This is a genomic window from Curtobacterium sp. NPDC089991 (assembly GCF_044748425.1).
Lineage (GTDB): Bacteria > Actinomycetota > Actinomycetes > Actinomycetales > Microbacteriaceae > Curtobacterium.
Window position 1 is genome coordinate 247,443 of sequence record NZ_JBIVGB010000003.1, and the last position, 25,826, is coordinate 273,268.

Below are 25,826 nucleotides of genomic sequence, written 5' to 3' on the forward strand. Positions count from 1 at the left end.
GTGTGTTCGGGGCCGGTGTGCTCGGGTTACAGCACCTTCGAGTAGCAGATCGACAGCGGGGCGCCGACGTACGGGCCGAAGTTGGCGATCCGCGTGAAGCCCTCGCGCTCGTAGAACCCGACGGCGCGCTTCTGCTCGTTCCCCGTCTCGAGCACGAGCGCCGGTGACCCGAGGTCCAGCGCGGCCTCCTCGAGCCGACGCAGCAGCGCGGCCGCCACACCCGAACCGCGGGACTCCGGCCGGACGTACATGCGCTTGATCTCGGTGATGCCGTCGTCGACGACCCGCAGTCCGCCGCACGCCAGCGGAGTGCCGGCCTCGTCGCGCGCCAGGAAGAACACCGCGATGGAGTCCGCCGTCGGCTTCTCGCCGGGTTCGGTGTCGCCGCCGTAGGCACGGTCGATCTCCAGGCGCTGCGCGGCTCGGAGTCGCTGCGCGTCGGGGGAGTCGAAGTGCTCGACCTCGATCGAGAACTGCGGCGTGCGGGAGTCGGTGGAGGCGTCGGGCGTCGTCACCCGCTCAGGCTAGCGGCCGGAGCGGGCGATCCACCCCTCCACTTCCGAGGGGGTCCGGGGGATGCCGATCGACAGGTTCTCGGCCCCGTCCTCGGTGACCAGGATGTCGTCCTCGATCCGGACGCCGATGCCGCGGAACTCCTCGGGCACGGTCAGGTCGTCCTGCTGGAAGTACAGACCGGGCTCGATCGTGAACACCATGCCGGGCTGCACGACGCCGTCGATGTACATCTCGCGACGGGCCTTCGCGCAGTCGTGCACGTCGAGGCCGAGGTGGTGGCTCGTGCCGTGCACCATGTAGCGGCGGTGGAACTGGTTGTCCGCCTCGAGCGACTCTTCTGCCGAGACGGGCAGGAAGCCCCACTCGGCGGTCTTGCGGGCGATGACCTCCATCGCGGTGGCGTGCACCTGGCGGAACGTGATGCCCGGCTTGACGATGGCGAACGCGGCGTCTGCTGCCTCGAGCACGGCGTCGTAGACCATGCGCTGCACGGGGGAGAACGTGCCGCTGACCGGCAGCGTGCGGGTGATGTCGGCCGTGTAGAACGAGTCGACCTCGACCCCGGCGTCGATGAGGATCAGGTCACCCGGCTGCACGGCGCCGTCGTTCCGGGTCCAGTGCAGGATGCAGGCGTGGTGGCCCGAGGCGGCGATCGTGTCGTAGCCGACCGTGTTGCCGTCTGCACGAGCCCGGCGGTTGAAGGTGCCCTCGACGATGCGCTCGCCCCGCTGGTGTGCCAGGACGGCGTCGAAGTCGGCGATCACGTCGTCGAAGCCGTGCTTCGTCGCGTCGACGGCCTTGCGGAGCTCGCCCACCTCGTACGCGTCCTTCACCAGGCGCTGCTCGGACAGGTCGCGGGCGAGGACGTCGTCGGTCGCCGGTGCGTCGTCGGTCTTCGGCGCGCCGCCGACGGCGCTGCCGAGTCGTGCGTCGAGGGTGCGGGTCAGGTCGTCGTCGGCCTCGCGCACGAGCAGCGCCGAGGCGTCGAGCCCGTCGGCGACGTCCGAGAAGGCACCGAGGTCGGCCGTGGCCAGCCCGAGGTCGGCGGCGACGGCGTCGAGCGAGGGACGCGGGCCGACCCAGAACTCGCCAATCTCGGGGTTCGCGTAGAACTCTTCCGACTCACGACCGGCCGTGGCACGGAAGTAGAGCGTGGCGTCGTGCCCGGAGCCGTTCGGCGTCATCACGAGGACGGAGCCGACGACGGTGTCGGTGCCCCACCCGGTCAGGTGCGCGAACGTGGAGTGCGGGCGGAAGGGGTAGTCGCAGTCGTTCGAGCGGACCTTGGCCTGTCCGGCGGGGACGACGATCGTGCGGCCCGGGTGCAGCTCGGAGATGCGGGCCCGACGCTCGGCAGCGAAGGCGGCCTGCTCGCGGGGCTCGGGGATCGTCTGCTCGCGGTCGGCCCACTGCGACCCGATGAAGTCCTTGAAGGTCGAGGACCCGGGGGTCGTGGATCGGTTGCTCGTCGCGCGGGGAGTCGTGTCGGCCATGCCCCCATCATCGCACCGCGCTGCACCGGCGTCCTGTGCAGCCCCTCACCTGTGGATAGCATTGTCGACGTGCCCGACCCGTTCATCGACCTGCACGCGCACTCGAGTGTCTCCGACGGCACCGAGCGACCCGCGGAGCTCGTCCGAGCGGCCGCGGCCGCCGGCCTGGACGCCGTCGCGCTGACCGACCACGACACGACCGCCGGCTGGGCCGACGCGTCCGGGTCCGCACGCGAGCTGCCGTTGACGCTCCTGCCGGGTCTCGAGCTCAGCACGCGCATCGGCTTCCGCAGCGTGCACGTCCTCGGCTACCTGGTCGATCCACACGACCCGGGCCTGGTCGAGGAGACGGACCGCATCCGCTCCGGCCGCCTCTCCCGCGCGCACCGCATGGTCGACCGCATCGGCGAGGACCACCCGATCACCTGGGCCGACGTCCTGGCGCAGGCGAGCCCCGGGGCCACCATCGGCCGCCCGCACATCGCCGACGCGCTCGTCGCGCGGGGCCTCGAGTCCGACCGGAGCGCGGCGTTCCGCGGCATCCTGCACCCGGCGTCCGGCTACTACGAACCGCACGAGGCGCCGTCGCCCCTGCGCGGCGTCGAACTCATCCGACAGGCGGGTGGTGTGCCGGTCATCGCGCACCCGGCAGCCTCGTCGCGGGGGATCGTCATCGACGAGCCGATGCTCCGCGACCTCGTCGACGCCGGGCTCGGCGGGCTCGAGGTCGACCACCGCGAGAACCTGGCGCACGGCAAGCGCACCCTGCTCGACTGGGCGTCGCGCTACGGCCTGTTCGTCACCGGTTCGAGCGACTACCACGGCACGGGCAAGCCGAACCGGCTCGGCGAGCACCGGACGGCTCGGGTCGCGTTCGACGCCATCCTGTCCGAGGCCACCGGGAGCGCCCCCGTGGTCGGCCCCGGCTCGCGCCTGTCCTGACCCGAGGCTCGTCCCCACCGAAGCGACAGTTCTCGCTCGGCGCGGCCTGACCCCTCCGCGAAAGCGACAGATTCCCGCCGACGGTTCGCGGCAATCTGTCGCTTTCGCGGGGGCAGTCGGCAGGCGGGGACGACGAAGGGCCCGTCGCGTCAGCGACGGACCCTTCGGTCTGGAGGCGCTACTCGCCGTCCGACGAACCCTGCGGTGCCGAGGCGGTCGCCGAGGCATCGCCGGTGCCGGCTCCGCGACGGCGGCGACGGCGACGACGCTTCGCGGCGCCGTCGGTGGTCCCGCCCTCGGTGGCCGACGAGTCGTCGGTGGGCGCGGAGGTCGGAGCCGCGGACTCGGTGGCGGGAGCCTGCGAGGCGGGCTGCTCCGAGCCTCCTGACCGGGTGCGGCTGCGCGACCGCGAACGCGACGCGTCACGCGGACCGGAGGCCGGACGGTCGCTGCTGCGCTTCTCGGCGGGGGCACCGGCCGACGCGGCGTGCGACGAGGCACCGGGCAGACGGCCCTTGGTGCCCTTCGGGATGTCGAGTTCCTCGAACAGGTGCGGCGACGACGAGTAGGTCTCGACGGGCTCGGGGATGCCGAACTCGAGGGCCTTGTCGATCAGCGTCCACTTGTGCAGGTCGTCCCAGTCGACGAACGTGACCGCGATGCCGGTCTTGCCGGCACGGCCGGTACGACCGGCGCGGTGCAGGTAGGTGTCCGGGTCGTCCGGGATCGTGTGGTTGATGACGTGCGTGACGTCGTCCACGTCGATGCCGCGGGCGGCGACGTCGGTGGCGATGAGCACGTCGCGCTTGCCGGCCTTGAAGGCGGCCATCGCGCGCTCGCGCTGCTCCTGGTTGAGGTCACCGTGCACCGCTGCGGCGTTGAACCCGCGGTCCTTGAGCTCCTCGACGAGCTTCGCCGCCGCACGCTTGGTGCGGGTGAAGATCACGGTCTTGCCGCGGCCCTCGGCCTGGAGGATGCGGGCGATGACCTCGTCCTTGTCCAGGGAGTGCGCGCGGTAGATGAGGTGCTTGATGTTGGCCTGCATGAGGCCCTCGTCCGGGTCGGTCGCCCGGATGTGCACCGGACGGCTCATGAACCGGCGGGCGAGGGCGACGATCGGCGCGGGCATCGTGGCCGAGAACAGCATCGTGTGCCGCACCTCGGGGATGGCCTGGAAGATGCGCTCGATGTCCGACAGGAAGCCCAGGTCGAGCATGCGGTCGGCCTCGTCGAGGACGACTTCCTGCACGTGGGACAGGTCGAGGAGTCGCTGGCGCTGCAGGTCGATGAGGCGCCCGGGCGTGCCGACGACGATCTGGGCGCCGGCCTTGAGCTGCTCGATCTGGCCCTCGTACGCCTTGCCGCCGTAGATCGCCGCGACGGTGGTCGGGCGGTTCGAGGTGGCGACCTCGAGGTCCTCGGTCACCTGGACCGCGAGTTCGCGGGTCGGGACGACGACGAGGGCCTTGACGCCGGGCGCCGGGTCGGCGCCGAGGCGCTGGATGAGGGGGAGGCCGAACCCGAAGGTCTTGCCGGTACCGGTCTTGGCCTGGCCGATGATGTCCTGGCCGGTGAGGGCGAGCGGGATCGTCTGCTGCTGGATCGGGAAGGGCTCGAGGATGCCCTTGCCCGCGAGCGCGTCGACGATGTCCTGCTCGATGGAGAGGTCTGCGAAAGTCAAAGAATCACCTTAGTTCTGGTGGAAGTCCGGGCCAGTCTACCGATGGGCGGGTGGAGCGGGGCGCGAGGCGGTTCCCGCTATGCTCTCCGGGTGGTGTCGTGGTGGAACCGGAAGCGCGCGGCGCAGCTCGCAGCAGCGTGGCTCGCGTCGCGGAACCCGCGCAACGCAAGCCAGGTCAAGCGTCTGGCGCTCGACGACGTCACCCCCGAGCTCGACGTCTACCTGGGCCAGGCCGCGTACCTGCAGCTCTCCGTCTACGAGACGATGGGTCGTGCCGGTGCCTCGGCGCCGACGCTGTCCGGTCGCCTGGTGACGGGTGTGCTCGCGACGACGGCGCTCGACCGGCACCGCACGATCGTCGCCGAGATCGAACGCAACGGGTCGGACCCGGCGGAACTGATGGCGCCGCACCGCGAGGCGATCGACCGGTTCCTCGAGCGCACGAGCGGCGCCGACTGGTACGAGTCGATGCTGACCGGCTACGTCACGGCCGGCATCCTGAACGACCTGTTCGGCAACCTGCTGCGGTCGCTGCCGAACGACGTGCGGCAGCGGTTGCGCTCCGTGTTCGACGCGCGTGAGGAACCCGCGGTCGTCGAGGAACTGACCGCCCGCATCGAGGACGACCCCGAGGTCGGCTCGCGCCTGGCGATGTGGGGCCGGCGTCTGGTCGGCGACACTCTGCTCGTGGCGCGGTCGGCGCTGGCGTCGCACGCGCGCGAGGACCAGGAGCGGCTCGAGCCGGTCTGGACCGAACTGATCGCGGCGCACACCCGTCGGATGGACGCGCTCGGCCTGACGGCCTAGGCCCCGCGGGCCTTGAGTCGTTCGTAGTACTCGACGTCGCTCTTGTCGCGGCGCGTCCCGAGCAGCCACTCGACGACGAGGGCGACGACGCCCGCACCGACCAGGGCCACGACCCAGATCCAGGTGGCGTCGTACCGCCATCCGGCCCAGGTCAGTGCCTCCCACAGCACGGCAGCGGCGATACCGCCCACGGCGGGCCCGATCAAGACGCCACGACTGGCGCGCCAGGGCAGGACCACGTGCGCGATCCCGCCGATGATCAGGCCGCCGAGGACGGCGAAGAGCAGTTCCACGTCGTCAGGCGACGAAGCCGATGCGGCGTGCCTCTTCCGCGCCGACCTCGACGTACGCCAGGGCGGCAACCGGAACGATGAAGCGACGGCCCTTCTCGTCCTGGAGCGACAGGTGCGTCGCCTTCGACGCGAGGGCCTCAGACACGGCCTTCTCGATCTCGTCGGCGGTCTGGGCGGTCTCGAACGCGATCTCGCGCGGGCTGTTGATGATGCCGATCTTGATGTCCACGAGCACAGCGTATCCGAGCGGTCCCGGAGGACATCGGACGTTCGCCGCGGGCGCACTCTGCGGCCCGGGTGCGCGCCGCGCCCGCGTCGGGCCGGGTGGTGTCGGCGGTCGTGGGTACCGTACGAGCGTGCCGCAGACCACGCTGACGCCAGCCCCCGCAGACGTCGGCGTCGCACGCGCCCTGGCCGACGACCCGTCCCAGACCGCCGTGCTCGCGCTGCCCGACGGCCGGCACGCGGCGGTCATCGGCGCTCCCGGCACGGGCAAGACGACCACGCTCGCCCGGCTCGTCGCCGACCGGTTGCGCCGACCGGACGCGATCAGCCCCGACGGGCACGCCACCGTGCTCGCGCTGACCTCGTCGCGGACCGCTGCCACCGCCCTGCGTGACCGCCTCGCCGCCGCCGTCGACCGCGTGGTGCCCGGAGCCCTCGCCCGGACCGTGAACTCGTTGGCCTTCCAGATCGTCGCGCACGCCGCCGCGGTCCAGGCGCAGGAAGCGCCCACGCTGCTGACCGGTGGCGAGCAGGACCGCATCATCGCCGACCTGCTCGCCGGTCACGAGCTCGACGGCACCGGTCCGGACTGGCCCGAACCCATCACCGCGGTGGTGCGCGAGCGCGCCGGGTTCCGGACCGCGCTGCGCGACGTCATGATGCGTGCGGTCGCGGCGGGCGTCGAGCCCGAGGACATGCGCGAGCTCGGCGACGAGGGCGGTCGACCCGAGTGGCGGGCCGTCGGTGACTTCGTCGACGAGTACCGGGCCTCGGTCACCGCGTTCCGTGCGACCAGCCTCGACTCCGGTGAGCTCGTCGCGTTCGCCACCGCGGCCGTGCTGCGCGGGGAACTCCCGGCGAGCATCGCCGCCCTCGGACTCATCGTGGTCGACGACACCCAGGAACTCGTCGAGGGCGAGGTGGCACTGCTCGGTGCGCTCGCCCGGTCCGGCGTGCAGGTCGTCGCGTTCGGCGACCCGGACATCGCCGCCTCGGCGTTCCGCGGGGCCGAACCGGACGTCCTCGGGCGCCTGGCCGTGCGGCTCGGCGTGGACCGCGTCGACGAACTCTTCCTCGGCACCGTGCACCGGTACCCCGCGCCGATCCGGTCGTTGGTCTCCGGGATCACGGGGCGCATCGGCACGGCAGCGGCCGGTCGGCAGCGCGCGGCCACGGCGAGCGACGAGGACGCCCGAGCCGACGCCGTCGTGCACCTCGAGGCGGCGAGCCGGTCGGCGCTGCTCGTGGCCGTCGCGCGGCGGCTCCGGGAGCACCGCCTGCTCGACGGTGTGCCGTGGCACCGGATGGCCGTCGTGACCCGCAGCGGCGCCGCGATCCCCGAGCTCGTGCGTGCGCTCTCGGTGGCCGAGGTCCCCGCGACCGCCGGTGCCGCGCCCGTCCGCCCCCGTGACGACTCGGCGGCGCGGGCGCTGCTCGACGCCGCGGCGGTCGCCCTCGGGGTCCTGCCCCTCGACGCCTCCCTGGCCACCGCGTTCGCCACCGGGCCGCTCGGCGGACTCGACACCCTGGCGATGCGCCGGCTGCGGCTCGCCCTGCGGCGCGAAGAGCTCGCCGGCGACGGCACCCGCACGGCCGACGAACTCCTGATCGACGCGCTCGGTGCCCCGGAACGTCTGGCCACGGTCGACGCCGGCTTCGCCAGACGCGCGACCCGACTCGCACGCAGCCTGGTGCAGGCACACGCCGACGCCGAGTCCGGATCGAGCATCGAGGAGATCCTCTGGGGCTTGTGGGAGCGCAGCGGCCTCGCGAAGTCGTGGGGCGGGCAGTCCGCAGCCGGCGGGGTCGGAGCGGGCGAGGCGGACCGGCACCTCGACGCCGTCGTCGGCCTGTTCACCGCCGCCAAGCGGTTCGTCGAACGCACCCCGGACGCCCCGGCCCGGGTGTTCGTCGACGACCTGCTCGGCTCCGACCTGCCCGAGGACTCCATCGGCCCCGACCGCACCGCCGGCCGGGTCCGGGTGCTCACCCCCTCGGCGACGATCGGACTCGAGTGCGACGTCGTCGTGGTGCTCGGGCTGCAGGACGGCGTGTGGCCGAACACCCGGGTGCGCGGCAGTCTGCTCGATCCGGACGGCCTGGTCCGTGCAGCGTCGGGGGCCGAGCGTTCGCCGATCGACGACCGCGCCGCGGTGGTCGCCGACGAACTCCGCTTGTTCGCCCGCGCCGTCTCCCGCGCGACCACGCAGGTCGTGATCGGCACCGTCGCCAACGACGACGAGTCCCCGTCGCCGTTCGTCCGCCTGGTGCCGGTGCCGCCGGACCGGCAGCCGACCGTGCACCCGCTGTCCCTGCGCGGACTGGCCGGGTCCCTGCGACGTCGGGTCGTCCTGTCCGGCGACCACGAGGCCGCCTCGGCGCTCGCCCGACTGGCCGAGGCCGAGGTCCCCGGGGCCGCACCGGACGACTGGTACGGCCTCGCCGAGCCCACCACCGACGAGCCGCTGGTCGACCTCGACGCCGACCCGGCCCCCGAGGTCGAGGGCGGCGAACCCGTCGCCCCGACCGTGTCCGTCTCGCCGTCGCGCATCGGCACGTTCGAGGAGTGCCCGGTGCACTGGTTCGTGCAGACCTTCGGCGGCGGTGCGCCGAGTCCGGCGATGGGGATCGGCACGATCGTGCACGAGGCGATGGAGCACGCGACCGAGATCGACGTCGAGTCGCTGTGGGAGCGGGTCGAGGCCCGGTGGGACGAACTGACCTTCGAGTCGCCGTGGGTGGCCGATCGGGAACGCGCGCGCACCCGCCGCATGATCGAGGGGCTCAGCGACTACCTGCGGACCTTCGCGGGCGCTGGCCGCCGGTTGCTCGGCGCCGAGACCTCGTTCGCCCTGGTCACCGGCCCCGCCCGGATGCGCGGCAGCATCGACCGCATCGAGGTCGACCCCGAGGGCCGTGTCAGCGTCGTGGACCTCAAGACCGGACGCTCGATGCCGAGCGAGAAGAACGACATGCCGGAGCACCCGCAGCTCGGCGCGTACCAGCTGGCGATCGAGGACGGCGCGGTCGAGGGCGTTCCGGCCGGCTCGCCCATGACGGACGCCCGACTCGTGTTCGTGCAGAACCCCCGCGGCGGGCAGGCCTACTCGGAGCGCACCCAGCACGCGTTCGACGCCGAGGCGCGCGACGCCTACCGGGAGCGCCTGCACGGGGTCGCGCGCGGCATGGCCGGACGGACCTTCCTGGCGAACGTGGACGACCACTGCGAGAAGGCCCGGACCGGCGTCGAGTGCCGCATCCACGTTGTCTCGGAGGTGACCTGGTGACCGACACGACCGACACGACGGACGTCCTCGTTGCGCCTGTGGTGCGGCACGGCGCCGACGCCATCGCCGACGCCCTCGGCCGCCCGCGCCCGACCGCACAGCAGCGCGCCGTCATCGAGTCCCCGCTCACTCCCGCCCTGGTCGTCGCCGGAGCCGGCAGCGGCAAGACCGAGACGATGGCGTCTCGGGTGGTCTGGCTGCTGGCGAACGGGATGGTCCGCCCCGACGAGGTCCTCGGTCTGACCTTCACCCGCAAGGCCGCCGGCGAGCTCTCGGTGCGCATCAACGACCGCATCCGTGCACTCGAGGACGTCGGTCTGATCACCCCGGGCGACGCCTTCGAAGCGCCCACGGTGTCGACCTACAACGCGTTCGCGAACGCCGTCTTCCGCGAGAACGCCCTGCTCGTCGGCCGCGACGGCGAGTCCCAGGTCCTGACCGAACCGTCCGCCTGGCAGCTGGCCCGCCGCGTCGTGGTGGCCGCGCGTGACGACCGACTGGCCGGACTCGACCGCGACGTCGACACGCTCACGGCGGCCGTCGTGGCGCTCGCCGGGGCCACGTCCGAGCACCTCGTCGAACCCGAGGACCTCCACCGGTTCGCCGTCGAGTTCTCCGACCTGCTCGAACTGCCCGGCAACCGTGGCAAGCCGTACAAGGCGATCACCGAGGCCGTCGCCGCGATCGGTGCGCTGGAGCCCCTCGCCGACCTGGTCGCGGAGTTCCGACGGCAGAAGGTCGACCGCGGCTTCGTCGAGTTCTCCGACCAGATCGCCCTGGCGCTCGCCGCGGCCGAGTCCGCGCCGCGGGTGGTCACGGACCTGCGGCAGCGGTTCGGCGTCGTGCTGCTCGACGAGTACCAGGACACCTCGGTGGTGCAGACCCGGTTCCTCGCCCGGCTGTTCCGCGGGCACTCGGTGATGGCCGTGGGTGACCCGCACCAGTCGATCTACGGGTTCCGCGGTGCGAGCGCCGCGAACCTCGCACGCTTCCCGCACGACTTCGGCGGCACCGAGCCGGACGCGGTCCGGCCCGTGACGTTCGCGCTGTCGACGAGCTGGCGGAACCCGGTCGACGTCCTCGCGGGGGCGAACGCGATCGTGGCGCCGCTGTCCGAGGCGTCCGAGGTCGACGTCGAGCGCCTGTCACCGCGACCCGGTGCGGACGCCGGGACGGTCCGGGCGGTGTTCCCGGAGACCCTGCCGGAAGAGGCCGACGAGGTCGCCGCGTGGTTCCAGGGCCACCGGAAGCGGAACCCGACCGGGTCGATGGCCCTGCTGCTCCGTGCCCGCAAGGACCTGGCGTCGTTCACCGCGGCGCTCGGAGCGCGTGCTGTGCCCTTCCACGTGCTCGGCACCGGCGGCCTGCTGCAGCGCCCCGAGATCGTGGACCTGGTCGCGTGCCTGCGGGTGCTGCACGACCCGGCTGCCGGCAACGACCTCATCCGGTTGCTCGCGGGTGCCCGGTGGCGGGTGGGCGCGGCGGACGTCGTCGCCCTCCACCACCTCGCGCGGTGGCTGTTCCAGCGCGACCACACGCAGCAGCGGCTCGACGACGAGCTGACGGCGGCGTTCCGCGCCTCGGTGGCTGCGGGCGAGCACGGTTCGATCGTCGACGCCCTGGACTTCGTGGCGACCGCACCGGACGAGCACGGCGCGCTCGAGGGCATCACGCCCGCCGGCCGCAGCCGGATGCGGGCGCTCGGCACGCAGCTCGCGATGCTGCGGTCGCGGGCCGGCAGCGACCTGGTCGACTTCGTGACGCTCGTGGTGCAGGAGATGCGGCTCGACATCGAGGTCGCGGCGCACGAGCAGGGCAGCGGGGCGTACCTCGACGCCTTCATCGACGAGCTCGCCGGGTTCGTGTCCACCGACGACCGTGCCGACCTCGGCTCCTTCCTGGGGTGGATCGACGCCGCCGCCCGCCGTGACGACATGGGCCCGCGCTCCGAGGAACCCGAAGCCGGCACGGTCCAGATCCTGACGATCCACGGGTCGAAGGGCCTCGAGTGGGACGCCGTCGCGGTGCCGCGCATGGTCGAGGGCGGCCTGCCCGCGCGGCCGCAGGAGGGCTCGTCCGGGTGGCTCGGCTTCGGCCGTCTGCCGTACGAGTTCCGGGGGGACGGCGCCGAGCTGCCGAGCCTGGCGTGGCGCGGGCAGGAGACCCAGAAGGACGTCACGACCGCGATCGACGCCTTCAAGGAGCAGGTGAAGGCCCGCAACGAGGACGAGGAACGCCGACTCACGTACGTCGCGCTGACCCGTGCCCGCCACGACCTGCTCGTGTCCGGTTCGTTCTGGGCCGGCGGCGTGCGCCCCACCGAGCCGAGCCGGTACCTGCACGACCTGGTCGAGGCCGGGGTCGTCGACGGCACCGCGATCCCGGAGACCACCGTGCACGACGAGAACCCCCTCGGCGAGGACGGCGCCCAGCAGCTCTGGCCGCACGTGCCGTTCGGGCAGCGTGCGCCCAGGGTGCTGGCGGCGGCCGAGCGGGTCCGGAACGCCAACCCCGGTGCCTCCGGCCGGTACGCGGCCGACATCGACCTGCTGCTCGCCGAACGACGCGCGACCCGGAACGCGAAGCACGCGGTCGTGGTCCCGCACCGCGTGCCGGCCTCCGGCTTCAAGGACTACCTGACCGAGCCGGACAAGGTGGCCGAACGCCTGCGGCGGCCGATGCCGGAGCGTCCGTACCGAGCGACCCGGCTCGGCACGCTCTTCCACCAGTGGGTGGAGCAGCGTGCCCGCACGGGCGGTTCGCTCGAGACCCTCGACGTGTGGGGCGACGAGCTCGACCTCGACGCCGACGACCTGGTCGACGCCTCGACGGACGCCGTGGTCACGGACGACGACGCCCGACGACTGGCGGACTTCCAGGCCACCTTCGCCCGCTCACGGTGGGCCGCCCGCACGCCGGTCGAGGTCGAGCGGGAGATCCACATCCCGTTCCTCGGACACAGCGTCGTCTGCAAGCTCGACGCCGTCTACGAGATCGACGGGCGTGCCGAGGTCGTCGACTGGAAGACGGGCAAGGCGCCGTCCGGTGCCGACGACCTGGCCCGACGGACGCTGCAGCTCGCCCTGTACCGGGTGGCCTACGCCGAGTTCACCGGTCGACCGCTCGACCAGGTCGACGCCGTGTTCTACTTCGTCGCGGACGACCTCGAGGTGCGTCCGACCGAGCTGCTGGACCGTGCCGGACTCGAGCGCGCCTGGACGGCCGCGATCGGCTGACCGACGAGGGGTCGCGACATCCCGCGGCGTGCACGGCGACCGGTCACAGGCCGTCAGTGCGAGGCTCGACGGCCGACGGTTCGTGGCCGGTCGGTGCTCGGAGGGCGGGGAGTCGTGACCGCTCGGTGCCGGACGCGGGCGGGGAGCGCGCCGCGCCCAGCCCGCCACCCGGGAGGCCCGGTGCCGGTCTCGCGGACCGGCACCGGGCCTCCAGGCAGTCGCGCCCACCGCCCAGCGCGACCGCCACTGGTCACGACAGCCCGTCGGCGGCTGCGGACTGGTCGTGGACGGTCGCTCGAACGCAGGGCGGACGACGTTGCGTGACCGCTCGGGCAGAGGTGAGCGCGGCGCACGAGCCGGAACGTCGGAGCGGCGGTCAGCCGTGTCGGCGTTCGGTCGACGACAGCAACTGCTCGACCTCGCCGATCTCCATCGTCTCGGGGGACACCGACTGCAGCGGCTCCGCGCTCGGCGCGTGCACCGCGTCGACCAGCCGGTGCATCATCGCGACCGCGTCGTCGACGACCTCGGTGCTCTTCGCCTGGACGCCGTGCAGCAGCCAGTGCGCCGTCTCGAGTTCGTGGTGCACCCGGGCGCGCTGTGCGAGCTGACGGTCGCGTCCGCCGCCGTTCGCCTCGTAGGCGCTCAGGACGGTGTCGAAGGCGTCGCGTCGGCCGGCGAGCACCCAGGCGAGGTCCTTCGCCGGGTCTCCGAGTCGGAGCTCGCCCCAGTCGAGGATCCCGCTGACGGCATCGCCGTCGACGAGCAGCACGCCGGTGCCGATCGAACCGTGCACGACGGTGGGGGTGAACTGCCACAGCTGCTGGTCGCGCGCGGCACCCTCCCACCGTTCGACCAGGGCGGCGGGCACGAGCTTGGTGGCGACGGCGCGGTCCATCACGGACACGGCGGAGCGCAGCACCTCGAACGGGGTGAGCGACGGCAGGCCGGCGTCCGAGACGAAGCTCGTCGGCAGCTGGTGGATCGCGGCGAGGGCGCGGCCGACGCTCGTGGCGAGCTCGGGGCGCTCGGCGAACGACGCGAGCGTCGGGTGCGCGCCCGGCAGCCGGGTGGTGACGATGGCGCGGGTCGATCCGATCGGCGCCTGACCGCGGTACTCGGCCACACCGAACGGGAGGCGCGTGCGGATCCCGGCGCTCAGCGCACGGATCGCGACGAGGTCGGCCGACTGCCGGGCTTCCGCCCGCTGGTTCCGGGGACGTCGGATGACCGTCAGGGCGCCGTCGGCGTCGCGGAGGAGAGCCGACTCGTAGTCGCCGGCCGCGGCCGAGCCGAGCGTGCGCGTGCCCGTGACGACGAGACCGGGCACGGCCGTCGTCGCCAACGCGGCTAGAGTGAACTGGGATCCCGCCATGCCCCTCAGGGTAGGTGCGTGACGCCTGCACCGGTGCACGCCACGCTGTTCCCGAAGCCTTCCCACTACGCCTTGCCGCACGCCCCGCCCGCACGCCCCGCCCGCAGGCCTCGCCTGCACCTGAACCGAGGAGCCCTCTGCCGTGACCGTCGAGTTCGCCTCCCGGCTCCCGCTGTCCCGCAACGAACTCGACCGCGACGCCGAGTTCCGCACGACGCCGGACCTCGACCGGGTCCTGCGCGAGGACTCCGCGACCCGGTACCTGCCGGTGCACGGCTCGGAGATGCTCCGGAACGCCGACGGCACCCTGCGCTTCGTGACCGCGGCCGACGTCCCCGACGGCACCGTGACGCTGTACCTCGGCCGCGCCGTGTCCGACGCTGCCGACGCCCCCGCCGGCACCCGCTTCGTCGCGGCCCTCGTCGACGACGCCACCGCGTCGGCCATCGAACCGTCCGACGACGCGTGGGAGAGCCTGCGCATGTTCGGCACCGAGCTGTCCCCGCGCGACCAGGGCCTGGCGGTCGAGGCCGTGGCGATGGCGAACTGGCACGCCGTCCACGGCTTCTCGCCCCGCACCGGGTCCGCGACCGACGTCGTCACCGGCGGGTGGGTGCGCCGCGACCCTGAAGGACACGAGCACTTCCCGCGTACCGACGCCGCGATCATCGTCGGTGTCGTCGACGCCGACGACCGCATCCTGCTCGGCTCGAACGCCGCGTGGGACGCCGACCGCTACTCGCTGCTCGCCGGGTTCGTCGAACCGGGGGAGTCGCTCGAGGACGCCGTCCGCCGCGAGGTCTTCGAGGAGTCCGGCGTGCACGTCGAGGAGCCCGAGTACCTCGGCTCGCAGCCGTGGCCGTTCCCCGCGTCGCTGATGGTCGGCTTCCGTGCCCGCGCAGTGGACGGCGACCCGTCGACCGCCCGGCCCGACGGCGTCGAGATCCTCGACGTGCGCTGGTTCTCGCGCAAGGACATCCGGGAGCGCGCGGGGGACACCCTGCTGCTGCCCGGTCGGACCTCGATCGCCCGCGCCATCATCGAGGAGTGGTACGGCGGGCCGCTGGACCTGCCGTGAGCAGTGCTGGTGGTGGGCCGGTGTCGGCTGGCGCTGGTCCGGGCGGTGCAGGCGGGTCGGCCGGTTCGGCCGAGGTCCGTCCGCCGTCGCCCGATGAACTCCTCGCCGCTCTCGACACCGAGCAGCGCACCGTCGCCCGGACCCTGCTCGGCCCCGTCGCGGTCCTGGCGGGCGCCGGCACCGGCAAGACCCGTGCGATCACCCACCGCATCGCCTACGGCGTCGCGACCGGCACCTACGCACCGAACCACGTCCTCGCGCTGACGTTCACCACCCGCGCCGCCGGGGAGCTGCGGTCGCGGCTGCGCTCGCTCGGCGCCGGCACGGTGCAGGCGCGGACCTTCCACGCCGCGGCGATGGCGCAGCTCAGCTACTTCTGGCCGGACACCGTCGGCGGGCACGCGCCGAAGATCGTCGAGTCCAAGGGCCGGATGATCGCGCACGCCGCGGACACCGTCGGGATGTCGGTCGACACCCCGGTGCTGCGCGACCTGGCCGCCGAGGTCGAGTGGCGCAAGGTGCAGATGCTCTCGCTCGAGGAGTACGAGGCCGCCGCCGCCGAACGGGTGATGCCGCGCGACACCTCGCCGCGCCGGGTGATCGACCTGATGAAGGCCTACGAGCGCCTGAAGGACGACCGCCGACAGCTCGACTTCGAGGACGTCCTGCTCGCCACGCTCGGCATGGTCGAGTCGGAGCCGCGCGTGGCGTCCTACGTGCGGCAGCAGTACCGGTTCTTCGTGGTCGACGAGTACCAGGACGTCTCGCCCGTGCAGCACGACCTGCTGCGGGCCTGGCTCGGTGGCCGCGACGACCTGTGCGTCGTCGGCGACGCCAGCCAGACGATCTACTCGTTCGCCGGTGCGTCGAGCGACTACCTGCTCGGCTTCGGCTCGGAGTTCCCCCGCGGATCGGTCGTGCGACTCGAGCGGAACTACCGCTCCACCCGCGAGGTCGTGCACGCCGCCAACGCCCTGATGCGCGGGCAACCGGGTGCGCTCGACCTGGTCGCGCAGACGCAGGAGCCCGGTCCGGACCCGGTCGTCGTGCCGTGCGTGCACGACGGCGACGAGGCCCAGACCATCGCCCGGCGCATCGCGGAACTCGTCGCCGGCGGAGCCTCGTACGGCGACTGCGCGGTGCTGTTCCGCGTCGGCGCCCAGTCCGCGGCCCTCGAGTCCGCACTCGGCCGCAACGGCATCCCCTATCGGGTGCAGGGCGGCACGCGCTTCTTCAACCGGCCCGAGGTCAAGCTCGCGGTGCACCACATGCGCGGCGAGGCGATCCGGCAGACCGACGACGAACTGACCCGCCGTGTCCGCCTCGTGCTGCAGGTCAGTGGGTGGACGTCGACCGCCCCCGAGGGCACCGGCGCCGTCCGCGAGCAGTGGGAAGCCCTGCAGGCGATCATGGGCCTGGCCGAGGACGCCCCCGCCGGCACGACCATGCAGCAGTTCACCCAGGACCTGGTGGACCGTGCCGCGACCCACCACGAGCCCGAGGTCGACGCCGTGACCCTGGCGACCCTGCACTCGTCCAAGGGGCTCGAGTGGCCGAACGTGGTCATCGCCGGTGCCGCCGAGGGACTCCTGCCGATCTCACACGCCACCACCGACACCGAGGTGGACGAGGAACGTCGCCTGTTCTACGTCGGCCTGACCCGCGCCCGGCGGACCGTGACGATCACGTGGTCGAGACAGGGTTCCACGCGTGGGGGAGCCCGCGCTCCGAGTCGGTTCCTGGCAGTGCTCGGCACGCGCACCGCGGATGGGGCGGCACCGACCACCGGCTGACGGCCAGGTCGTCGCGGTCGAACACCACCTGGTCCGAGTCGGCACGTTGCGACCGGAGCGGCAGGCGCTGCACGAGCAGCCGGGTGGTGGCCGCGGCCACCGCGGCGGACCGCCACGGTGACAGCGGCGCCGGTGGTCGTCCCCACAGCTGCGACGCGATCGCGGGCCACGCCGGGTCGTCGTCCACGCGTGCGAACTCCGCGCACTGGAGGCACGGGCCGGCCCCCTGGACCACGAACGGCCCGAGGCGGATGCGGCCGTCGCCCACCACCACAGCCAGGTGCGGCACGCCCCTGCGGGTCCAGGCGGCGCGGAGCGCGGGGTCGACGACGTGGTCGGCGACCACCACGGCGAGCCGGGGTTCGTGCTCCGGCAGCTCGACCGGGCCGCCCCGCGGGGACGATGTCCGCGCGACGGTCACGCCCTCACCGGACAGGTGGGCCGCGATCGTGTCCGCCAACCCGCCGGCCCCGTGCACCTCGACCCGTTCGAGCGGTTCGGGCAGGACGTCGATCACCGCGGGGGACGCCGCACCGAGCACGCGCGCGGCGACGTCCGGTGGGCAGCCCGAGGTGACGGCGAGGCCACTCAGCGCTTCGCGCCCCGTCTCACGCCGCAGGGCACTGAGGAACCGTTCCTCGCCCGTGGTCGGGACGTCGACGACGGCACGAGGCGGATCGGCCCCGAGCTGCACCGTCGTCGGGTCGCGCCAGACGAACTCGAGTGTCGGATCGATGCGGATGCCCATGACCCCACGGTGCCCGAGTCGGGGGCACGCGTGGGGCCGGGTGGTGGATCTGTGGAGAACTCGGCGGTGCCGGACTCAGCGGGGCTGGTCGCCGGGGTGGTCCTCGTCGGTGCCTGTCTCGTCGGTGCCCGTTCCGTCGGTGGCCGTCTTGCCGGTGCCCGTTCCGTCGGTGCCCGGGGCGCCGTCGTCGATCCGGCCGGACTCGTCCTCGTGCGGACGGGCGCCGGTGGCGTCGTTGAGCAAGTCCTCGAGCGCCTTGTCGAACGCGTCGTCCTCCTCGGTCTGCGCGGGGTTCCGCAGACGGGCGACCAGGGCGTCCGGTGCGTCGACGTCGTCGGACGTGGGGACGAGGTCGAAGTGCGACCAGAGTGCGTCACGCTGCTCGGCACCGAGCTCGTCCGTCACCCGCTGCCACATCGCGGCGGCCTCGCGCAGACGGCGGGGTCGCAGTTCGAGGCCGACGAGCGTCGCGAACGCGGACTCGGCGGGTCCTCCGGCTGCACGGCGACGGCGGACCATCTCGGCGATGGCGCCGCTCTTCGGCAGCCGGACGGTGGCGGCGGCGGTCACCGTGTCGACCCAGCCCTCGACGAGCGCGAGCATGGTCTCGAGTCGTGCCAGCGCAGCATCCTGCTCGGGCGTGCGCGGCGGGATGAGCGCGCCCGAGGCGAGCGCGTCCCGCAGCTGCTCCTGGTTGGTCGGGTCGATGTCCGCGGCGAGCTCCTCGACGCGGTCGAAGGGGATGTGGATGCCCCGTGCGTAGTCCGTGATCGACGAGATGATGTGCAGTCGCAGCCACCGCGCCGAGCGGAAGAGCCGTGCGTGCGCGAGTTCGCGGACCGCCAGGTAGATGCGGACCTCGTCCTCGGAGACGTCGAGTCCCTCGGCGAACTCGGCCACGTTCTGCGGCAGGAGTGCTGCGACCTGCTCGTCCAGCAGCGGGACACCCACGTCGCCGCCGGACACGACCTCCTTCGACAGCTGGCCGACGACCTGGCCGAGCTGGATGGCGAAGAGGGCACCGCCGACGCCGCGCATCGCCTTCGAGACGTCACCGAGCATCGCCTTGAGTTCTTCGGGAGCACGCTGGTCGATGGCCTCGGTCAGTGCATCGGCGATGCTGAACGCGACGGGCTCGGCGATCTGGGTCCACACCGGAACCGTCGCCTTCGCCCACTGCTCCCGCGTGTACAGGCTCGGGGTGGCGGTGAGCTCGGCCACGGTCGTGACCTCGTCCAACCAGAGGGCGGCGACCTGGAACGCCTGGTCGGCCGCCTGCGAGGCCACCGGGTCGACGGCGTGGCCGCCCTCGCGGGCGATCGCGGTGGCGCGCTCGGCGGTCGCGGAGAAGTCGATGCCGTCACCGCCGGACTGCGCGGCACGCTGCAGCTGGCTCATCAGGTTCGCGACGAAGGCCGGGTCGTTCGGCAGGCCGGCCGCACCGGCGAGCTGCGACGGGTCGATCTGGCCCTCGCCCGAGAGCAGCTTGCGCAGCATCTCCTGGAAGTCGTCGTCCGGCCCCGGCTGTGGTTCATCAGGCATGCCGACTACGCTAATCGCTGCTCACGGGGCCGCACCTGGGATGCCCCCGTGGGAACGCCCGAACCGCTGCGCCGAGGGCGAACAGTCCCGCCGCACGGCGCGGACGACCGCCCCGCCGTCAGGCCCGGCGACCGCCCCTGGAAGGACCCCGCGTGACCCTCTTCACCCCCGCGCCCCGTCGTCGTTCGCGTGCCAGGACCGTCGGGTGGGCGTTCGTGATCGGTGCCGTCGTGCTGGGGATCCTGGCGAGCGTGCTGCCGAGCCCGTACCTCATCGAGGTCCCCGGACCGGTCTACAACACCATCGGGACCCAGAAGCAGGGGACGGGCAAGGACGCGAAGGACGTCAAGCTGATCCAGGTCTCCGGGCACGAGACCTACCCCACCGCCGGTGCGCTCGACATGCTGACGGTCGGCATCCAGGGCGACGCGACGAACCGTCCGTCGTGGACCAGCGTCGTCCGGGCGATCTTCACGAAGTCCGAGGCCGTGATCCCGGTCGAGGCGATCTACCCGACCGGCACCACGACCGAGCAGGTGAACCAGCAGGACTCCGCCGACATGCAGGCGTCGCAGCAGTCCGCAGTGGCCGCAGCACTGATCCAGCAGGGGAACGACCTGCCGACCGAACTCGAGGTCGGTACCGTGCAGCCCGGCTCGGCTGCCGACGGCCCGATCGAGAAGGGCGACGTCATCACGGCCTTCGACGGCACCTCGCTCACGACGAACGCCGACGCCACCTCGCTGCGGGAGCTCGTCGCGAAGCACGGCACGTCGACCCCGGCCACCGTCACCATCGAGCGCGACGGTGCGACGAAGGACGTCCGGGTGACCCCGCGCGACGAGCAGGGCACCGCGCTCCTGGGCGTCGGCGTCACGGAGAAGTACGACTTCCCGTTCGACGTCTCGATCAAGCTGCAGGACGTCGGTGGCCCCTCGGCCGGCATGATGTTCGCGCTCGGGATCATCGACGAGATCACACCCGGCAAGCTCAACGGCGGCAAGCATGTCGCGGGGACGGGCACGATCACCGCCGACGGCGAGGTCGGAGCCATCGGCGGCATCCGGCAGAAGCTCTACGGAGCGCGGGAAGCGGGGGCGACGGTGTTCCTCGCCCCGGCCGACAACTGCGGCGAGGTCGTCGGGCACGTGCCGGACGGGCTCGACGTCTACAAGGTGTCGACGCTCGACCAGGCCGTCACCGACCTGCAGACGATCGCCGACGGGAAGAGCACCGCGAAGCTCGCCCGCTGCGGTTCCTGACCGGGTTCCTGAGTCCTCGCACAGTTTCACAGTCCGCCCGGTCCAATAGGATCAGTGCACTGACGGCCCGCCGCGAGCCGGGCCCGCCGGTCCGACACGTCTGGAGCACATCAAGTGACGACAACCTCGTCCACCTCGGGGCGGCGTTCGCCGCGGGTCCCGATCGTGGTCACGATCATCGTGCTGGCCGCACTGGTGATCGGCTTCTTCATCTTCGCCAGCCTGTACACCGACTACGCGTGGTTCGCGCAGCTCGGGTTCCAGCAGGTCCTCACGACGCGGTGGATCGCAGGGACCCTGATGTTCCTCGCGGGCTTCCTGGGAATGGCGATCCCGGTCTTCCTGAGCATCGGACTGGCCTTCCGGTACCGCCCGGTCTACGCGAAGCTCAACTCGCAGCTGGACCGGTACCAGCAGGTCATCGAACCGCTGCGCCGCGCCGTCATGATCGGCATCCCGGTGGTGCTCGGCATCTTCGCCGGGCTGTCGACCTCGGGGCGCTGGAGCATGGTGCTCGAGTACTTCAACCGGACCCCGTTCGGCAAGACGGACCCGCAGTTCGGCCTGGACATCGGCTTCTACGTCTTCGAGCTGCCGTTCTGGCGCTCGATCGTGGCGTACTCGTCGGCCGTGGTGCTGATCGCGGGGCTCGCCGCCCTGGCCGCCTGCTACCTGTACGGCGCGCTGCGCTTCGGGGGACGTGAAGTCCGGATCTCCCGTGCCGCGCGCATCCAGCTCGCCGTCACCGCTGCGCTCTACATCGCGCTGCAGGCCGTCAGCCTGTGGCTCGACCAGTACGCGGCGCTCACCAAGTCGAACTCGCTCATCACCGGTGCCCAGTACACCGAGGTCAACGCGGTCATCCCGGGTCGCGAGATCATGGCGGGCATCGCGGCGATCGTCGCGATCCTGTTCATCGTCACCGCGGTGATCGGCCGCTGGCGCATCTCGATCGTCGGCACCGGCCTGCTGCTCGTCGCCGCGATCGTCATCGGGGGCATCTACCCCTGGATCGTCCAGCGCCTGCAGGTCAAGCCCTCGGAGCGTACCTACGAGTCCGCGTACATCGAGCGGAACATCAAGGCCACGCGGGACGCCTACGGTGTCTCCGACGTCAAGGAACAGAACTACGACGCCACGACCGAGGCCAGCTCCGGCGCCCTCGCGCAGGACGCCCAGACGACGGCGAACATCCGCCTCATCGACCCGAAGATCGTCTCCGACACCTTCAGTCAGCTGCAGCAGTACCGGCAGTACTACCAGTTCCCGGACGAGCTCGACGTCGACCGGTACGACGTCAAGGGCGAGACCGAGGACACCGTCATCGCGGTGCGCGACATCGACCTCGACGGTCTGAGCTCGGCCGCGAACACCCAGTACAACCGGGCGTTCGTGTACACCCACGGCTACGGCGTGACCGCGGCCTTCGGCAACCAGCGCGCGAGCGACGGCAAGCCGGTCTTCCTCGAGTCGGGCATCCCCTCGAACGGTGCGCTGGGTGACTTCCAGCAGCGCGTGTACTTCGGCGAGACCTCGCCGGCGTACTCGATCGTCGGCGCGCCGAAGGGTTCGAAGGACGTCGAGCTCGACTACCCGTCCGGATCCGACGACGACAACGGCGGCAACGCCACCACGACGTACTCCGGCGACGGCGGACCGAGTGTGGGCAACTTCTTCAACCGACTCGTCTACGCGGCGAAGTTCCAGTCGGAGCAGGTCCTGCTGTCGGACGCGGTCAACAAGGACTCGCAGATCCTCTACGACCGCGACCCGATCACGCGTGTCCAGAAGGTCGCGCCGTACCTGACGGTCGACAGCGACGCCTACCCGGCGATCGTCGACCACCGCATCCAGTGGGTCGTCGACGGCTACACGACGAGCGACGCCTACCCGTACTCGCAGAGCCAGAGCCTGTCGGACAGCATCGCCGGTTCGGAGTCCTCGGCGTACCGCACCGACCAGGTCAACTACATCCGCAACTCGGTGAAGGCCACGGTCGACGCCTACACGGGCAAGGTGACCCTCTACGCGTGGGACACCAAGGACCCGGTGCTGAAGACGTGGGAGAAGATCTTCCCGACGTCGGTCAAGTCGGTGTCGAGCATGAGCGCCGAGCTGCTGGACCACGTCCGCTACCCGACGGACCTGTTCAAGGTGCAGCGGTCGATCCTCGGCACCTACCACGTGACGAACGCGAACTCGTTCTACTCGGGTGACGACGCGTGGAACACACCACAGGAGCCCACCACCACGGGGTCGACCGACACGGATGCGAGCGCCGCCGACACGTCGACGACCACCAACGCCCTGGGCGCGCAGACGACGACGACCGCGAGCAAGGCGAACCTGCAGGATCCGTACTACCTGACGATGAAGGTGCCGGGGCAGGAGACCGCGTACAACCTGTACACGACCTACATCCCCCAGCAGTCCGCCGGTGCGAACAACCGCAACGTGCTGACCGGCTACCTGGCCGCCGACTCCGACGCGGGAGGTGCGGGCAAGGGCAAGAAGGCGTCGGGCTACGGCAAGCTCACGTTGTTGACGATGCCGAAGACCGACAACATCCCGGGCCCGGCGCAGGTGCAGAACCTGTTCAACTCGGACACCACGGTGTCGCAGGAGCTGAACATCCTGAAGCGCGGCAACTCGACGGTGAAGCAGGGCAACCTGCTCACCCTTCCGGTCGGCGGCGGCTTCCTGTACGTGCAGCCCGTGTACGTGCAGTCGACGTCGAGCGGTTCGTACCCGCTGCTGCAGAAGGTGCTCGTCGCGTTCGGCGACAAGATCGCGTTCGAGGACACCCTCGACGAGGCGCTCAACTCGCTGTTCGGCGGTGACTCGGGTGCTGCTGCCGGAGACTCCGATGCCAGTGGTTCGGGGAGCGACTCCGGTTCGTCCGGGTCGGGCTCGTCCGACTCCGGTTCCGACTCGGGCTCCGGGTCGACCGGTGGCTCGACCGGCTCGGGCACCACGGACAACGACGCACTGCAGCAGGCGCTGTCCGACGCGAACGACGCCCTGCAGGACCGTCAGCAGGCCTACGCCGACAACGACCTGGTCGCTGCAGCCGAGGCCGACAAGCGCCTGCAAGAGGCGATCGAGGCCGCGACCGCAGCCGAAGACGGCAGCTGACACGCCGTGGCGGGGCACACGATTTGTGCCCCGCCACGACCGTGTGTAGGCTATTCAATGTGCCGCGGGGTGGAGCAGTTCGGTAGCTCGCTGGGCTCATAACCCAGAGGTCGTAGGTTCAAATCCTGCCCCCGCAACCAAGCGTCACACGAAAGCCCCGGTCCGAAAGGACCGGGGCTTTCCTCGTTCCCGGGCTCCTCCACGCCGGAACGCTCCGCAGTGCGCCGGTACGCTCGGCGGATGGGCACCCTCACGATCGCCGCCGCGCAGTTCGCTCCCGTGGACGACCCGGTGGCCAACCTCGAGACCGTCCGGACCGCGGCAGCCGACGCAGCGGCGCGGGGAGCGGCCCTGCTCGTCACGCCGGAGTACTCGTCGTACTTCACCGCCGACATCGACGACCGGTTCGTCGCCGCAGCGCAGCCGCTCGACGGCCCCTTCGTGTCAGGGCTGCAGGACATCGCCCGCGACACCGGACTCGCGCTCGTCGTCGGGATCGCCGAGACGACCGACGTATCAACGTCCGACGCAGCGACCCCGGCAGGCCCCACGCGCTTCCGCAACACCCTGGTGGCAGTGCTCCCCACCGGCGAGCTCGCTGCGACGTACCGGAAGGTGCACCTCTACGACGCCTTCGGGTCGCGGGAGTCGGACCGCATCGAGTCCGGCGACCCGGAGCAGCTGCCGGTCTTCGAGTTCGCGGGCCTCCGGATCGGGCTCGAGACCTGTTACGACCTGCGCTTCCCCGAGGTCACCCGGCGGCTGGCAGCGCCCGAGCACGGTGCGGCCGACGTCGTCGTGCTGCCGGCCGAGTGGGTGCGCGGCCCCGGCAAGGAGCACCACTGGCGGACCCTGCTCACCGCGCGGGCGATCGAGAACACCGTCTGGGTCGTCGGTGTCGGCCAGACGCCCCCGATCGGCATCGGCGCCTCGGTGGTGCTGGACCCCTCCGGTGTCGCCGTGGCGTCGGCCGGCTCTGCGCCCGGCACGCTCGTCGCGACCGTCGACACCGCTGTGACCGAGGCGGTCCGGCAGGTCAACCCGTCGCTGGCACTCCGCCGGTACGACGTCGCGCTGCGCGCCCGGCCTGGAGGCACGGCTCGCCCCTGACCGGCAGGTCCCGTCCGATCCGTGGTCGCGACTGCGCCGGTGGCGGGATCGGGCTCAGGACGGCGCGTGGAGGCTTGCCAGGCGGCCGGCGGCCTCCTCGAGAACGGAACGCCGCTTGCAGAACGCGAAGCGCACGAGGGACCGGTAGCCCGCGGCGTGGTCCGGCCGGACGAAGGCCGACACCGGCACGCCGACGACCCCGGCCAGGGCGGGCAGCTCGAGGCAGAAGGCCCTGGCGTCGTCGTACCCGAGCGGCGCGGTGTCGGCGATCACGAAGTACCCGCCGTCCGGCCGCATGACGTCGAAGCCCGCTGACCGGAGCCCCGAGGCGAGCAGTTCGTGCTTGGCGGCGAGTTCGGCGGCGATCCCGGTGAAGACGGCGTCGGGCAACCGCAGTCCGACGGCGACGGCCGGCTGGAACGGTGCGCCGTTGACGAAGGTCAGGTACTGCTTCACCGTCGTGATCGCGTCGACGAGCGTCGGGGGAGCGGTGAGCCAACCGATCTTCCAACCGGTGGTGCTGAAGGTCTTGCCGGCGCTCGAGATCGAGACCGTCCGCTCGGCGGCTCCGGGCAGTGTCGCGATTGGCGTGTGCGGGACGGTGAACGTCAGGTGCTCGTAGACCTCGTCGGTGACGATGAGGGCGTCGTACCGTGTCGCGAGTTCCACGATCGTGCGCAGGACCTCGTCGGGCAGGACCCGGCCGGTCGGGTTGTGCGGCGTGTTGACGAGCACGACGCGAGTGCGGTCGGTGAACGCCGCGCGCAGGGTGTCCTCGTCCGGCAGGAAGTCCGGAGCAGTGAGGGGCACGGTGACGTGGGTGCCGCCGGCGAGCCGGACGAGCGCACCGTAGGCGTCGTAGAACGGTTCGAACGTGATGACCTCGTCGCCCGGTTCGACCAGGGCGAGGAGCGTCGCGGCGAGGGCTTCGGTGGCGCCGGCGGTGACCAGGACCTGCCGGTCAGGGTCGACCTCGAGGCCGTACCACCGCTGCTGGTGTTCGGCCACGGCGGTGCGGAGGTCGACCGTCCCGCGTCCGGGCGGGTACTGGTTGACGCCGTCCCGGATGGCGCGGACCGCGGCTTCGAGCACCTCGGCGGGGCCGTCCTGGTCGGGGAAGCCCTGCCCGAGGTTGATCGCGCCGGTGCTCGCGGCGAGGGCGCTCATCTCGGCGAAGACGGTGGGCGCGGGGACGCCGTCGGGTCCCAGGAGCATCGCTCCCTCGGCTGCTCGCAACCAGGGTCCTGCCTGCCGCATGTGGTTCCCTCCGGTGACGGCGACGACGTGTCGCGCTGAACGGACC

At 72.0% G+C, this 25,826-nt stretch carries 18 protein-coding genes and 1 tRNA gene; 10 read left to right on the top strand and 9 right to left on the bottom strand.

From position 1 onward, the window contains the following. Window positions 1-26: 26 nt before the first annotated feature. Both ACIPV1_RS10525 and ACIPV1_RS10530 read right to left on the bottom strand, forming a co-directional pair. A complete protein-coding gene (locus tag ACIPV1_RS10525; RefSeq protein WP_123294095.1) occupies window positions 27-515 on the bottom strand; it encodes a GNAT family N-acetyltransferase in 489 nt (162 codons plus the stop codon). Between the two features lie 9 nt (window positions 516-524). Further along, window positions 525-2,009, bottom strand: coding sequence for an aminopeptidase P family protein (locus ACIPV1_RS10530; RefSeq protein ID WP_402726328.1), 1,485 nt, complete (start codon window positions 2,007-2,009; stop codon window positions 525-527). A 69-nt stretch (window positions 2,010-2,078) separates the two neighbouring features. Here ACIPV1_RS10530 and ACIPV1_RS10535 point away from each other — a divergent pair, with 69 nt between their 5' ends. After that, window positions 2,079-2,951 (top strand): PHP domain-containing protein, encoded by an 873-nt coding sequence (locus tag ACIPV1_RS10535; RefSeq protein WP_123938949.1) that lies wholly within the window; start codon window positions 2,079-2,081, stop codon window positions 2,949-2,951. Window positions 2,952-3,129: 178 nt separating this feature from the next. Here the strand turns inward: ACIPV1_RS10535 and ACIPV1_RS10540 are convergent, their stop codons facing one another. After that, entirely contained in the window at window positions 3,130-4,632 is a 1,503-nt protein-coding gene (locus ACIPV1_RS10540) for a DEAD/DEAH box helicase (RefSeq protein ID WP_131878363.1), read from the bottom strand. A gap of 90 nt (window positions 4,633-4,722) precedes the next feature. Here ACIPV1_RS10540 and ACIPV1_RS10545 point away from each other — a divergent pair, with 90 nt between their 5' ends. Then, a complete protein-coding gene (locus ACIPV1_RS10545) occupies window positions 4,723-5,439 on the top strand; it encodes a ferritin-like fold-containing protein (protein ID WP_235035842.1) in 717 nt (238 codons plus the stop codon). Here the strand turns inward: ACIPV1_RS10545 and ACIPV1_RS10550 are convergent. Next, a complete protein-coding gene (locus ACIPV1_RS10550) occupies window positions 5,436-5,732 on the bottom strand; it encodes a hypothetical protein (protein WP_123294090.1) in 297 nt (98 codons plus the stop codon). The two genes, ACIPV1_RS10545 and ACIPV1_RS10550, sit on opposite strands and share 4 nt — an antisense overlap. A gap of 4 nt (window positions 5,733-5,736) precedes the next feature. Continuing rightward, window positions 5,737-5,961, bottom strand: coding sequence for a DUF3107 domain-containing protein (locus ACIPV1_RS10555; protein WP_111084998.1), 225 nt, complete (start codon window positions 5,959-5,961; stop codon window positions 5,737-5,739). A gap of 127 nt (window positions 5,962-6,088) precedes the next feature. Here ACIPV1_RS10555 and ACIPV1_RS10560 point away from each other — a divergent pair, with 127 nt between their 5' ends. Together ACIPV1_RS10560 and ACIPV1_RS10565 are read left to right on the top strand one after the other, a co-directional pair. Next, entirely contained in the window at window positions 6,089-9,244 is a 3,156-nt protein-coding gene (locus tag ACIPV1_RS10560; RefSeq protein ID WP_402726329.1) for a PD-(D/E)XK nuclease family protein, read from the top strand. Next, window positions 9,241-12,480 carry an ATP-dependent DNA helicase gene (locus ACIPV1_RS10565; RefSeq protein WP_402726330.1) on the top strand — a complete coding sequence of 1,080 codons (3,240 nt, stop codon included), beginning with the start codon at window positions 9,241-9,243 and terminating at the stop codon, window positions 12,478-12,480. Before ACIPV1_RS10560 ends, ACIPV1_RS10565 begins: the two co-directional genes overlap by 4 nt. A 376-nt stretch (window positions 12,481-12,856) precedes the next feature. Here ACIPV1_RS10565 and ACIPV1_RS10570 read toward each other — a convergent pair whose 3' ends face one another. Further along, window positions 12,857-13,855: a phosphotransferase gene (locus ACIPV1_RS10570; RefSeq protein ID WP_123294087.1), complete on the bottom strand. Its 999-nt coding sequence runs from the start codon at window positions 13,853-13,855 to the stop codon at window positions 12,857-12,859. A gap of 142 nt (window positions 13,856-13,997) precedes the next feature. On the opposite strand from ACIPV1_RS10570, the gene nudC reads away from it, so the two are divergent. Both nudC and ACIPV1_RS10580 read left to right on the top strand, forming a co-directional pair. Then, window positions 13,998-14,933 (top strand): NAD(+) diphosphatase, encoded by a 936-nt coding sequence (gene nudC, locus ACIPV1_RS10575; protein WP_402726331.1) that lies wholly within the window; start codon window positions 13,998-14,000, stop codon window positions 14,931-14,933. Next, a complete protein-coding gene (locus ACIPV1_RS10580) occupies window positions 14,930-16,726 on the top strand; it encodes an ATP-dependent helicase (protein ID WP_402726332.1) in 1,797 nt (598 codons plus the stop codon). Before nudC ends, ACIPV1_RS10580 begins: the two co-directional genes overlap by 4 nt. On the opposite strand, the gene ACIPV1_RS10585 is transcribed toward ACIPV1_RS10580, so the two are convergent. Continuing rightward, window positions 16,617-17,474 (bottom strand): hypothetical protein, encoded by an 858-nt coding sequence (locus tag ACIPV1_RS10585; protein ID WP_402726333.1) that lies wholly within the window; start codon window positions 17,472-17,474, stop codon window positions 16,617-16,619. The genes ACIPV1_RS10580 and ACIPV1_RS10585 overlap by 110 nt on opposite strands. Window positions 17,475-17,549: 75 nt before the next feature. Continuing rightward, window positions 17,550-19,016, bottom strand: a complete 1,467-nt coding sequence (locus ACIPV1_RS10590; protein WP_243649851.1) for a zinc-dependent metalloprotease — start codon at window positions 19,014-19,016, stop codon at window positions 17,550-17,552. Window positions 19,017-19,168: 152 nt separating this feature from the next. Here ACIPV1_RS10590 and ACIPV1_RS10595 point away from each other — a divergent pair, with 152 nt between their 5' ends. From ACIPV1_RS10595 to ACIPV1_RS10610, 4 genes are all read left to right on the top strand, one after another. Further along, window positions 19,169-20,278: a S16 family serine protease gene (locus ACIPV1_RS10595; protein WP_248704188.1), complete on the top strand. Its 1,110-nt coding sequence runs from the start codon at window positions 19,169-19,171 to the stop codon at window positions 20,276-20,278. Between the two features lie 165 nt (window positions 20,279-20,443). Continuing rightward, window positions 20,444-23,413, top strand: a complete 2,970-nt coding sequence (locus ACIPV1_RS10600) for a UPF0182 family protein (protein WP_173169512.1) — start codon at window positions 20,444-20,446, stop codon at window positions 23,411-23,413. A 63-nt stretch (window positions 23,414-23,476) separates the two neighbouring features. Further along, window positions 23,477-23,553: transfer RNA gene (locus ACIPV1_RS10605), tRNA-Met, on the top strand. A gap of 100 nt (window positions 23,554-23,653) precedes the next feature. Continuing rightward, complete coding sequence (locus ACIPV1_RS10610; RefSeq protein ID WP_402726334.1) at window positions 23,654-24,523, top strand: carbon-nitrogen hydrolase family protein; 870 nt, start codon at window positions 23,654-23,656, stop codon at window positions 24,521-24,523. Between the two features lie 54 nt (window positions 24,524-24,577). Here ACIPV1_RS10610 and ACIPV1_RS10615 read toward each other — a convergent pair whose 3' ends face one another. After that, the gene (locus ACIPV1_RS10615; protein WP_402726335.1) at window positions 24,578-25,780 is read right to left on the bottom strand and encodes an aminotransferase class I/II-fold pyridoxal phosphate-dependent enzyme; all 1,203 of its coding nucleotides are present in this window, start codon (window positions 25,778-25,780) and stop codon (window positions 24,578-24,580) included. Window positions 25,781-25,826 lie beyond the last annotated feature (46 nt).